Annotated in this window: 9 protein-coding genes and 1 pseudogene; all 10 read left to right on the forward strand. The window is 67.9% G+C overall.

The features are described from left to right. The coding region (locus VGL40_01485; GenBank protein ID HEY3313943.1) for an SEC-C metal-binding domain-containing protein at positions 1-1,747 on the forward strand (1,747 nt) is incomplete at its 5' end. A gap of 69 nt (positions 1,748-1,816) precedes the next feature. Further along, a protein-coding gene (gene prfB, locus VGL40_01490; protein ID HEY3313944.1) for a peptide chain release factor 2 occupies positions 1,817-2,909 on the forward strand; the annotation gives its coding sequence in 2 pieces (ribosomal slippage) (positions 1,817-1,864 and positions 1,866-2,909; 1,092 coding nt in all). Between the two features lie 75 nt (positions 2,910-2,984). After that, positions 2,985-3,689: a DUF2993 domain-containing protein gene (locus tag VGL40_01495; GenBank protein HEY3313945.1), complete on the forward strand. Its 705-nt coding sequence runs from the start codon at positions 2,985-2,987 to the stop codon at positions 3,687-3,689. 59 nt (positions 3,690-3,748) lie between these two features. Then, on the forward strand, positions 3,749-4,183 hold the full coding sequence (locus tag VGL40_01500) for a hypothetical protein (GenBank protein ID HEY3313946.1): 435 nt from the start codon (positions 3,749-3,751) through the stop codon (positions 4,181-4,183). 213 nt (positions 4,184-4,396) lie between these two features. Further along, positions 4,397-6,427, forward strand: coding sequence for a DUF5693 family protein (locus tag VGL40_01505; protein HEY3313947.1), 2,031 nt, complete (start codon positions 4,397-4,399; stop codon positions 6,425-6,427). Beyond that, a complete protein-coding gene (locus VGL40_01510; GenBank protein HEY3313948.1) occupies positions 6,424-8,517 on the forward strand; it encodes a DUF5693 family protein in 2,094 nt (697 codons plus the stop codon). The genes VGL40_01505 and VGL40_01510 overlap by 4 nt, the downstream gene beginning before the upstream one ends. Continuing rightward, the gene (gene csaB / locus VGL40_01515; GenBank protein ID HEY3313949.1) at positions 8,510-9,628 is read left to right on the forward strand and encodes a polysaccharide pyruvyl transferase CsaB; all 1,119 of its coding nucleotides are present in this window, start codon (positions 8,510-8,512) and stop codon (positions 9,626-9,628) included. Before VGL40_01510 ends, csaB begins: the two co-directional genes overlap by 8 nt. Next, a complete protein-coding gene (locus tag VGL40_01520; protein ID HEY3313950.1) occupies positions 9,621-10,442 on the forward strand; it encodes a WecB/TagA/CpsF family glycosyltransferase in 822 nt (273 codons plus the stop codon). Before csaB ends, VGL40_01520 begins: the two co-directional genes overlap by 8 nt. 71 nt (positions 10,443-10,513) lie before the next feature. Beyond that, positions 10,514-11,365: pseudogene (locus VGL40_01525) on the forward strand (transketolase). Next, on the forward strand, positions 11,362-12,333 hold the full coding sequence (locus VGL40_01530; GenBank protein ID HEY3313951.1) for a transketolase family protein: 972 nt from the start codon (positions 11,362-11,364) through the stop codon (positions 12,331-12,333). Before VGL40_01525 ends, VGL40_01530 begins: the two are co-directional and overlap by 4 nt. Positions 12,334-12,398: the final 65 nt, after the last annotated feature.

Consider the following 12,398-nt stretch of genomic DNA (forward strand, 5'->3'; position numbering starts at 1 on the left):
GGTCGAGGCCAAAGAGGGGGTCAAGATCGAGCAGGAGACCCAGACCCTGGCGACCATCACCATCCAGAACTACTTCCGCATGTACAAGAAACTGGCCGGGATGACCGGCACGGCGGCCACCGAAGAAGAAGAGTTCCGGAAGATCTACGGGATGGACGTCATCATTGTCCCGACCTACCGGCCGATCATCCGCAAGGATCACCCGGACACGATCTACCGGAGCGAAAAGGGCAAGTTCGAGGCCGTCGTGGGCGAGATCGAGGAGCTCTACGACCGTGGCCAGCCGGTCCTGGTCGGCACGATCTCGATCGAGAAGTCCGAGCGGCTGGCGAAGATGCTCGAGAAAAAGGGCATCCCTCACCAGGTCCTGAACGCCAAGCACCACGAGCGAGAGGCCGAGATCATCGCCCAGGCCGGCCGGGTCGGCCAGGTGACCATCGCCACCAACATGGCCGGCCGCGGCACCGACATCCTCCTCGGCGGCAACCCGGAATTCATGGCCCGCCAGAAGATGCGCCAGAAGGACCACACGGACGAGGTCATCTCGGCCATCTCGGACAAGATCCCGCCGACCGACCCGGCGCTGACCGAGGCGCGCCAGGAGTACCTTGGATATCTGGAGGAGGCCACGGCGGAGACCCGCCAGGCCCATGACCGGGTGGTTGAGGTCGGCGGCCTCCACATCATCGGTACCGAGCGGCATGAGGCCCGGCGCATCGACAATCAGCTGCGCGGCCGGTCGGGCCGCCTGGGCGACCCCGGCTCCTCCCGCTTCTACCTGTCTCTCGAAGACGACCTGATGCGCCTGTTCGGCGCGGACAATATCTCCGGCATCCTTGACCGCCTGGGCATGGACGACAGCATCCCCATCGAGCACTCCCTGGTGACGCGGTCCATCGAGACGGCCCAGAAACGGGTCGAGGCCCGGAACTTCGACATCCGGAAGCACGTCCTGGAATACGACGACGTCATGAACATGCAGCGCGAGGTGATCTACGAGCAGCGCAAGCAGGTCCTGCGCGGGGAGAACCTCAGGCAGAACATCGCGACCATGCTCGACTCGCTGGTCGACGGGGTCATCGACACCTATGCCGACCCCAAGGTCCACCCGGAGGACTGGGACCTCGGGGCGATGCTCGAGTACGTCGAGGCCAACATCCTCCCCGGCAAGCTCCTAAAGGCCGACGAGCTCCAGGGGATGAGCCGCGACGAGATTAAGGAAGCCATCCTCGAGGCGGCGAACCGCCTGTATGACGAGAAGGAGCGGCAGATCGGCCCGGAGACCATGCGCGACCTCGAGAAGTACATCATGCTCAGGGTGGTCGACCAGAAGTGGATGGACCACCTCGACGCCATGGACGACCTCCGCGAGGGGATCAACCTGAGGGCATACGCCCAGAAGGATCCGCTCGTCGAGTATAAGATCGAGGCTTACGACATGTTCCATGGAATGATCCGGTCGATCCAGGAAGACGTGGTCCGCTACATCTTCCGGGTCAACGTCGTCCAGAAGCCGCAACAACGTCGGCAGATCACCCTCAGCGCCGGCGGGTCTGAAGCGGGTTCGGCGGCGATTAAGAAGGCCGCCGCGGCCAGCGGTGCCCCGGCCGACGCCCCACGGGCGGCCGAGGCCGGAGCCGAGGGGCCGCAGCAGCCCATCGTCGTCGGCAAGAAGCCGGGCCGCAACGACCCGTGCCCCTGCGGCAGCGGCAAGAAGTACAAGAAGTGCTGTGGGAAAGACGCTTGAGCGACAGCCCAACGCCCCCAACGACAGAACGAGGTGATGATTCCGGTGCCTTACGAAGACATTGACCGCATGCTGGCCGAGAGCGGCCGGAAGATCGAAGAATTGAGGGATTCACTTTGATCTCCCGGACAAAGAGAAACAGATAGGCGAGCTCGAGACCCAGGCCGGGCAGCCCAACTTCTGGAGCGATCAGGAATCGGCCCAGAAAGTGGTGGCCAGGCTCAGCCGCCTCCGGGAGCACGTGGACAGAGTCCACGGTCTGGCCAAGCGGCATGAGGACCTGGCGATCCTGGCCGAGCTGGGCCGGGAGGAGCAGGACGCGGCCATCGAGGCCGACCTGCAGAAGGACGCCGAGGCCCTCCGCGAGGCGGTCAATCGGGCCGAGGTGGCCACCCTGCTGAGTGGCAAGTACGCCGCCAACGACGCCATCGTCTCCCTCCACGCCGGGGCCGGCGGAACCGAGTCGCAGGACTGGGTGGAGATGCTCCTCCGGATGTACACCCGCTGGGCCGAGCGCCACGGGTACGACGTGAAGATCGTCGACATCCTCCCCGGCGAAGAGGCCGGGATCAAGAGCGTCACCTTCGTCGTCTCGGGCGACAACGCCTATGGCTACCTGCGGGCCGAGAAAGGCGTCCACCGCCTGGTGCGGATCTCGCCCTTCGACTCGTCCGGCCGGCGCCACACCTCCTTCGCCTCCCTCGACGCCATCCCGGAGATCGAGGACGACGGGGACATCGAGATCCGGCCCGAAGACCTGAAGGTCGACACCTTCCGCTCGGGCGGCAAGGGCGGGCAGAACGTCAACAAGGTCGAGACAGCCGTCCGCATCACCCATCTCCCGAGCGGGTTCATCGTCGCCTGCCAGACCGAGCGTTCACAGCTCTCCAACAAGGAGACCGCCCTCCGGATGCTCCGCTCCAAGCTCGTCGAGGCGAAGGAGGAGCAGCAGGCCAAGGAACTGGCCTCGATCCGCGGGGTGCAGACCGAGATCGCCTGGGGGAACCAGATCCGTTCCTACGTGTTCCAGCCCTACACGCTGGTCAAGGACCACCGGACGGCGGTCGAGATCGGCAACGTGCAGGCGGTCATGGATGGGGGGATCGACCCCTTCATCTACGCCTACCTTCAGAAGACGACCAAGGCTGGTTCACCGGCCTAGCCTATCGGTCCTGGACCATTCGAGACGGCCCTGATGAGATCGCCCCGACGAGGATGGAGCGGGAGGTGCCTTCCCATGAGAAGGATCATTGTCCTCACGGTGGTCTTCTTTCTCGCCCTGGCCCTCGTGACCGAATTGGTCCTGCCCTCGGTCATCGCCCGGGGGGTGGCCGGCGGGCTGCGCTCGGCCCTCGGTCCGGGTGACTTCAAGGTACAGCTCAAGGCCTACCCGTCCCTGAAGATGCTGACCGGAAGGTTCGACCAGATCACCATCGAGAGCACCAACGTCCAATCGGCCGGACTGGTCATCGACCAGCTGACGGCGACCATTTCCCAGGTCCAGGTGAACCTGCGCGACTTCCTGGCCAAGAAGATCACCGTCAATCGCGGTTCCAGCGTGGATGTGAAGCTGACGATCAGCGAGAAGAACCTCAAGCAGTACGTGATGGCCGACGTCAAGGGGGTCAAGGACCCGCGTCTGGTGATCGAACCCGGCAAGGTGGTCGCCGGCGGCTATCTGACCTTTGGCGGCAAGGACTACTTCGTCGTCAGCGAGGGCCGCTTCGTCGTCAAGGACGGGGGCAAGATCGGGCTCGAGTTGTTCAAGCTCGCCATCGACGACCAGGAACTCCCGGCCGGCCTGATCAGCAAGGTGATGCAGCTCATCGGCGGCCCGGACCTGTTCATCGACATGTACAAGTTCCCCATCCCGCTCGAGGCCAAAGAGGTCCAGATGAACCAGGGCAACCTGGTCATCGTCGCCCGCGGCATCGGTCGCTAGCTCGGGGGCCTGGGCGGGCCCGCGGTGCGCCCATCATCCGATAGTGAGGAGAGAGCGCCTTGATCCAAAGTCGCGTCAGACCTGTCGCCCTGACCCTCCTGGCCGTGGCCCTCGCCGTGACCCTGCTCTTCGGGGGCTTCGCCCTTGGCCGCCGAGCCCAGGCTCAGGGCGTCGGAGCCCAGCCCGGGACGGCCGATGACCCGGTGGTCACCAAGAGCTACGTCGATCAGTTCGTCGGGCTGCAGGTGGTGAGCGTGCCGGCGGGGCAGCAACTCATCGCCGACGCCGGAGCGGAGATCATCCTCCGGGCCGGGAAGGCCACGGCCATCGCCACTTCCGGCGGGGTGGCCGACCTCACCGCCGGCAAGGACCTGAAGCTCGGCGAGGCCATCGTGGCCAACCACCTCCTCCTCATCCCGCGGTCGGACGGCCGCGGCCTCAAGGCCGTGAACGACCTGGTCCTGATGGTCCGGGGGACGTTCGTGATCAAGTAAGGCGCAAGAAGTAAAGCGGCGGGTCAAGCCGTGAGTCAAGCGGCGGGCACAACGAGGCCCGCCGCTTTATTTGTCTACCGCGCACCCGCCCCGCGGGCCCGGCCCGAGGCCCGCGCGTCCCGCCCGGCGACCAAGCTCCACAGCCATGCCCGAAAGGGTTTTCCCAGCGGGTGGTAGAATAGGAGGAAGGACCTGACGCCGGAGGCTCACCAAATGCCCTCTAACTGGCTTTCCAAACGCTTCTCCGCCATCCTGCTGGCCGTCGCCGTGGCTGCGTCGATAATCGCCTCAGGGGTTGCCGTCTACCGGCGCCAGGCGGCTGTTTCTTGGTCCCCCTCGGTCGACCTGGCCGTCGACTACGACGAGGTCCTGCGCTCGGCCAACGCCCTCAACTTCGACCCGGTCGGCCTGCTCAAGGAACTGCGGGCGGCCGGGTTGACGTCGCTCATCATCCACGAGCGGACCCTTCAGGAGGTCAAGGACTATGGCGAAGCCGGGGTCCTGGACGGCTCGGAGCTGGCCAACCAGGCCTTGGTCGGCCGAGGCGACGGCCTCTACGAAGCCCTCAAGGCGAGCGGCCTCCATGACCCGTGGTCGACCTACGTCATCACCCCCCAGCCGGGCCTGGCCGAGAGCGTGCAGGCCGCCGTGGCCCGGCGTCTCGGGCAGGCGCGAACCGGCTGGTTCCAGTTCGGCGAGGCCCGCGTGGTCATCATCAAGGGGGTCACCCGTGAGGAGGGTCCCTCCGACCCGAGGACCGGGCGGGCCACGGTGAGCCTGACCACCCTCGCCGGCTACTGGCCGACCGACTTCGCTGCGGCCCGGGTCGCCGGCTTGAGGGTCATCCCCGTCCTGGCCAACGACGGGCGTCCCGGGCCGGTCGGCATCGAGCGGATCATCACCCAGATCGAGACAGCGGTCAGCGGGCGGCCGGCGACCGTCGTCCTGTTCAATGAAGATGAAGCCCTGGGCTATCCCGGTGGGCTGGCGGCCACCACCGCCCGCCTGAAGAACCTGGGCTGGGCCGTCGGCGTGGTCCGCGGTCAGCGGCCGGCGGGCCTGGGCGAAATCGTCCACGCGATGGATTACCGCGCCGTCAAGGCGGCCGCCGTCACCCCCGACGCCCGTCCCGAGGACAACCTCCTGGCCGCCAAGGACCGTGCCTACCGCCTCCTGATCATTTCGCCCTTCATGTACCCGAGCGCCGACGCGCCGACCATGCGCCGTCTGGCCGCCGACTTCACCGCCTCCCTCCGCGACGGGCTCGCCCGCTCGGGCCTCAGCCCCGGGGCGGCCGCCCCCATCCATCCCTTTGCCCTGCCCCGCGGTCCGGCCTTCCTGATCGGCTGGGGCGTCCTCGCGGCGGCCTGGGCCGTCTTCGAGGAGCTGATCCATGGGGCTGCTCGCCTCCGGTGGCCGTGGCTGATCGCGAGCGGGCTGGCGGCCGGGGCGGCGACCTACGCCGGACTGCCGGCCCTGTGGCTCGAACTCCTGGCCCTGGTGGCGGCCGTAGTCTACTCGGCCTGGGGCGTCCTGATCTTGCTCCGGGCCATCCTTGAACGGCGGTTCCGACCCGGCTTCGGCAGCGCCCTGGGCCAAGCGACGACGATCACCGCCCTGTCGATCGCCGGCGGGACGGTCGTCACCGCCCTCCTGGCTTCCCCGGCCTACATTCTCGAACTGTCCCTCTTCCGCGGGGTGAAGTTCGCCTTCGTCCTTCCTCTCCTCTTGGTGGCCCTGGCCTTCTTGGCCGAGACGGCCGGCGAAGGGCGAGCCATCCAACGGGCCGTCGAGGCCGTCGAGCACCCGCTGTCCTTCGGCGATGCCCTCTGGCTGGGTCTGGCCGGCCTGTTCGGCCTGGTCTACTTGGGGCGGAGCGGCAACTTCCCAGCCCTGCCGGTGACCCGGGCCGAGAGCCGCCTGCGGGTCCTGCTCGACCGGCTCCTCGAGGCCCGGCCGCGGACCAAGGAGTTCCTAATCGGCCAGCCGGCCACCGTCCTCCTGGGCTTCCGACCGTGGGCCAACCAGGCCGTCATCCTCGCCCTTTCCCTCCTGGCCGTGGTCGGCCAGGTCTCGGTGGTCAACTCCTTCGCCCATCTGCACACCCCGTATCCCTTGTCCCTCATCCGCAGTTTGAATGGATTGATCCTGGGCCTCATCACCGGGCTGGTCCTGGCCGCGGCGGTCGGCCTGTTCGTCGGACCCCGGGGGACCGGGGTCCGCGGAGGGAGTGAGCCCTCTTGACGTCTACCTCGAAAACCTGGCGGAACCTACGTCTGGCGGCCTCGGCCCTGATCGTCCTCGGCCTTCTGGCCGCCGGCTACCAGTTGGCCGAAAGGATGGCCGTCGAACGTCAGAACCGCACGGTCGAGTTGATCATGGACTACGACGAGATCCAGAACCTCGCCCGCACCGAGGGTTACGCGATCGAGCCGCTCCTCGTCGACCTTAGGGCGAGCGGCCTCGGGACCATCGCCATCCCCGAGGACACCATCGAGCGACTGCGCAACGATGGACGGTTGGGCTACTGGCCCGGCGGCCAGTTGGCGGCGATGGCTCTGACCGAAGGGCAGGCTGACCCGGTCCTCTCGGAGATGGCCGCGCAAGGGCGATTGCGCGGGGAATACACCTACGTCCTTTCCTCGGACCCGGCGACCATCGACCGCGTGGCGACCGAGTTGCGCCGTCGCGTCGCTCCCGACGTAACTACCTCAATCGACCTGGGAGCTGGTCGGACCATGCTCGAAGTGCGCCGGCAAGTGGCGGCGGCGGAAGTGATCGGCCTCGGCCCCCGGTCGGAGGAGTACAAGTACCTTGCTTCCCTCGGCTTCCGGACCGCCCCCCGCCTGGCCAACTACCCCGGGGCCACTTCTCAGGACATCGAGCGTGAGCTGGCCGCCCTGGCCAAGGACGGCCGAGCCGGCACGGTCATTTTCGCCGGGAAAGAGGTCCTGGGTTACCCGAACAATCTCGAGGCCACCGCCCGCGGGCTGACCGCGAACCGCCTGACCCTCGGCCTCATCGAGACCCCGGTCCAGCTGTCCCTGGTCCCGCAGGCCGGCCTGTCCGACCTGACCAAACTGGTGAGCTACCGCGCTGCCCGCGTCTACGCCATCTCCCGCAAGGAACTGGACAAGATCACCCCCGCCGAGATGCAGGACCGGTGGGTCCGTTCGGCCAAAGAGCGGAACATCCGGGTGATGTACCTGCGGCCGTTCCTCAAGACCCCCGGGGACCTTCGGAAGATCAACCTCGATCACGTCCGGCTGACCAAAGAGGGTCTGGTCCAGAGCGACTATCGCGTCGGGCCGGCCGCCGGATTGGCCGAAATCCACGTCCCGCGGTGGGTTGCGGCCCTCATCGTCACCGGCGTCGCCGCCGGCGGTTGGCTGCTCCTCCTCGACATCGTCGCCCTGCGGGCCCGGACCGGCCTGGCTCTCTTGCTCCTGGCCGTGCTCGGCGCCCTCTTTGCCGACCTCGTCTTCCCCGGGGCCCGCGGCGGCGGGCTCGGGATCCAGGCCATGGCCCTGGCCAGTGCGCTCATCTTCCCGACCGTCGGGACGGCCTACCCGTTGAAGCGCTGGTCGCGCTATCGTGGTAACCTCCCCCTGACCACGACGCTCGGCGTGGCCACCCTGTCGCTGCTCACGGCCACGGCCATTTCTCTGGCCGGCGCCGTCTTCATCGGGGCCCTCCTCGGCGATATCCGCTACCTCCTCGAATTCGAGTACTTTCGCGGGGTGAAGTTGGTCCATATCGTCCCGATGTTCCTCCTGTCCCTGATCTATCTGGCTTACCACGGCGCCGGGGCGACCCAGCCACCGAGGCGGCGCCGCCCCGACGTTTCCGGCCCGCCGCGCGACGTCATCGTCGAGGCGGCTCATTTCCTTCGGACCCAGGTCCGGGCCAAGCACGTCGTCATCCTTCTCCTGGCGGCGGTGGCCGGCTACATCTACATCGGTCGGACCGGCAACACCTCCGGCCTCGCCGTCAGCTCGTTCGAGCTGAACCTCCGCTCCGGGCTGGAACGCCTTCTGGTGGCCAGGCCGCGGACGAAGGAGTTCCTCATCGGCCACCCGGCCATGATCCTGGCCGCCTGGGCCGCCCTTCGCGGCTACCGTCCCTTGGTTTACCTTCTCATCCTGGCCGGGAGCATCGGCCAGGTGTCGGCGGTGAACTCCTTCGAGCACCTGCGGACGCCCTTCGCCCTGTCCCTCTTCCGTGGAATGAACGGTCTCGTCCTTGGGTACGCCATTGGTGTGGTCGCCCTCTTTGTCATCGACCCCCTGGCCGGCTGGCTCCGAGACCGACTCGGAGGTGGCCGTGGTGCCTAAAGTGGTGATCTCGGGGTACTACGGCTTCGGCAACGCCGGCGACGAGGCCATGCTGACGGCCATCATCGGGGCCCTTCGGCGGCACGGGGACTACGAGTTCGTGGTCCTTTCCGGCGACCCCGAAAGGTCCGCTTCCGAGCACGGCGTCCGCGGTGTCGGCCGGACCGACCTGCCAGCCATTTACCGCGAATTGAGGGGGGCCGAGGCCCTGATCAGCGGCGGCGGCAGCCTCTTGCAGGACGTCACCAGCCAGTTCACCGTGCCTTACTATCTGGGCCTGATCTACTTGGCCAAAGCCCTCGGCCGGAAGGTCGTCGTCTACGGGCAGGGGATCGGCCCTCTCTACTCGACCGGCGCCCGCTGGCTGACCCGGACCATCCTCAACCGGTGCGACCTGATTACCGTCCGTGACGACGCCTCCGCCAATGAGCTGGACCGCCTCGGGGTGAAAAGGCCGCCCATCCACGTCACCGCCGACCCCGTCCTGAGCTTGGCCCGGTCCGGCGCCAGGGACGGACAGATGATCCTGCGGGAGGCCCAGGCCCCGGCCGATGGGCCGCTGATCGGCCTGTCCCCCAGGGAGTGGCTGGGTCGCGCCGACTACAAGGCCGTCTTGGCCAAGGCCGCCGATCACCTGGCCGAGCAGACCGGGGCCAAGATCGTTCTCATCCCCATGCAGCACCCCGAGGATTGGCGGGTCTGCCGGCAGATCCGGGAGCAGATGCGTCGCCCGGCGGCGGTCCTCGAGCGGCATTACGGCGTGGAAGAGCTCCTGGCCGTCTACTCCCGCCTCGACCTCGTCATCGGGATGCGGCTTCACGCCTTGATCTTCGCCGCCCTGGCCGGGACGCCGATGGTCGGTCTGAGTTATGATCCCAAGGTTGATGCCTTCCTCCGGACGCTCGGGCAGGAGCCGGTGGGGACCACTGAGGACCTGCGACTGAGTGAGGTCATCAGCCGTCTGGATCGCGCCTGGGCCGACCGGGTGGCGTCCGGCGAGGAGATCCGTGAACGCTTGCGGGGACTCCGCGAACGGGCCGAGGACAGCGCGGTGTTGACCTCCCGGGTGATCATCGGACGCGCGTCGTCCGGAGGTGTCCGAGATGACTGAGGGGCGGGACAAGGCCCGCGACCGGGTGGATATCCTCGGCGTCTTCATCGACCGGGTCGACCTCGATGGGGCGGCCGCCCTGGTCCGCGGGATGGTCGAGGAACACCGGGCGGCCCGTGACGTGGCCGGGTGCGACGCCGCCGGGCGCGAACCCGGGGGCCGGATGATCGTCACCCCGAACGCCGAGGTCATCTATTCCGCTCGGCAAGATCCAGCCCTGGCCCATATCCTGAACCGGGCCGACCTGGCCGTGGCCGACGGTTCAGGGGTCGTCCTGGCCTCGCGGATCCTGGGTCGGCCGCTGCCCGAGCGGGTGGCCGGTTATGACTTGTTGCTAAAGCTGTTCACGACCGGCGCCGAGGCCGGCTGGCGGGTCTTCCTCTTCGGTACCTATCCGGAGACCGTCGCCGAAGCGGCCCGCCGCCTACCCGGCGACTATCCCGGCCTGATCGTGGCCGGCTTTCACGACGGATACTTCGGGCCGGCCGACGAAGCCGGGATCATCGAGCAGATCAGGGGCAGCCGGGCCGACCTGCTGGTGACCGCCCTGGGCGCGCCGAAGCAAGAACGATGGTTGGCCGCCCACCTGGGCGAGACCGGGGTGGGGGTGGGGATCGGCGTCGGCGGGTCCCTTGACGTCCTGGCCGGGAGGGCTCGCCGGGCGCCCCCGACCTTCCGACGGCTTCACGTCGAGTGGCTCTATCGCTTGGTCCGCGAACCCAAGCGGGCCCGTCGAATTCTCGGCTCCCTGCCGCGCTTCGCCTGGGCCGTGCTGGCCGAACGCGGCCGGCCGCGATCGCCCGCGCGCCCCTGATGACCAGCAAAGGCCAATCGCAAGGGGCCCATCGTCTCCAGTAAGGGAGGTCGCCTAAGACGACAGACTATCGTCAGCTAGAGGAACAAGCCAGGGCCACCCGACGGCACATCATCGAGATGACCGCGGCGGCCAAGTCCGGCCACCCGGGAGGATCCCTCTCCGCCGCGGACATCCTCACCGCGCTCTACTTCGGGGTCCTCCGAATCGATCCCCAACGGCCCAAATGGCCCGATCGGGACCGGTTCGTCCTCTCCAAGGGGCACGCCGCCCCGGCCCTCTACGCCACCCTGGCCGAGCGGGGCTACTTCCCGGTCGAAGAGTTGAAAACGCTCCGCCGCATCCACTCTCACCTTCAGGGCCATCCGGACATGCGCAAGACGGCCGGGGTCGACGCCTCCACCGGATCCCTCGGGCAGGGGCTGTCCATCGCCAACGGCATGGCCCTCGGTGGCAAGCTGGACAACCGCGACTTCCGCGTCTACGCGGTCCTCGGCGACGGGGAATGCGAGGAAGGTCAGATCTGGGAAGCAGCCATGGCTGCCGCCCATTACAAGCTCGACAACCTGACCGCTTTCCTCGACCACAACGGGCTGCAGATCGACGGCCCGATCGAAGCGGTCCTTTCGCCGGAACCGCTGGCCGAGAAGTGGCGGGCCTTCGGCTGGCACGTCATCGAGATCGACGGCCACGATTTCGGGCAGATCCTCAAGGCCGTCGAAGAGGCCAAGCAGACGTCCGGCCGACCGACGATGATCGTCGCCCGGACGGTCAAGGGCAAGGGTTGCTCGTTCATGGAGAACGAGGCCGACTGGCACGGCAAGGCGCCCTCTCCGGAACAGGCCGAGAAGGCGCTCGTTGAACTGCGCGAGACGGCCAAGGGGCCGGCGAGCGGGCCGGCGAAGGGAGGGGCCGGTCAGTGAAGGCCCTCGTCACTCTCGATTCCCAGGCCAAGAAGACGGCAACCCGCGATGCCTACGGGGAGGTCCTGTCCGAGCTCGGGCGGGAGAACCCCGACGTGGTCGTCCTGGACGCCGACCTCTCCAAGTCCACTAAGACGGCCGTCTTCGGCAAGGCCTTCCCGGGTCGCTTTTTCAACATGGGCATCGCCGAGGCCGACCTGATGGCCACGGCGGCCGGCCTGGCGACGGTGGGCAAGATCCCCTTCGCCAGCACCTTCGCCGTCTTCGCCACGGGGCGGGCCTTCGACCAAGTCCGCAACTCCATCTGCTACCCGCGGCTGAACGTCAAGATCGGGGCCAGCCACGCCGGCCTCACCGTCGGCGAGGACGGGGGTTCCCACCAGTCGGTCGAGGACATCGCCCTGATGCGCGTCCTGCCGAACATGACCGTCATCGTCCCGGCCGACGCCGCCGAGACGAAGGCCGCCGTCCGCGCGGCCGCGGCCCTCGATGGCCCGGTCTATCTGCGCTTCGGCCGGGTCGGGGTGCCCGCCCTCTTCGGCCCGGACTACCAGTTCCGGGTCGGCGAGGCGGCCGTCATCCGGGAGGGCCGCGACGTAACCATCTTCGCCTGCGGGGTGATGGTCGCCGAGGCCCTCAAAGCCGCCGCCGGCCTGGCCGGCGAAGGCCTCGAAGCCGAAGTGGTAAACGTCAGCACGATCAAGCCCTTCGATGTCCGGACGGCCGTCGAATCGGTCAGGAAGACGGGGGCGGCCGTTTCCGCCGAAGAGCACTCGATCATCGGCGGGCTCGGCGGGGCGGTGGCCGAATGCCTGGCCGAGAACCTGCCCGCCCCGCTGGTGCGGGTCGGCCTGAAAGACACCTTCGGCGAGTCCGGCACGCCCGATGAACTGCTGGCGGCCTATGGCCTGACCGCTCCCGACATCGTCAAGGCGGCCAGGGAGGCCGTCGCCCGCAAGGCGCGGTAGGGCGCGGGGCCGCGGCGAGGCCGCGGGCTCCCGGCCGCCGTGGCCCAGGCGCCGGCATAGCCCCG

It is taken from the genome of Bacillota bacterium (assembly GCA_036504675.1).
In the GTDB taxonomy this organism is placed as follows: domain Bacteria; phylum Bacillota; class Sulfobacillia; order JAJYWN01; family JAJZPE01; genus DASXUT01.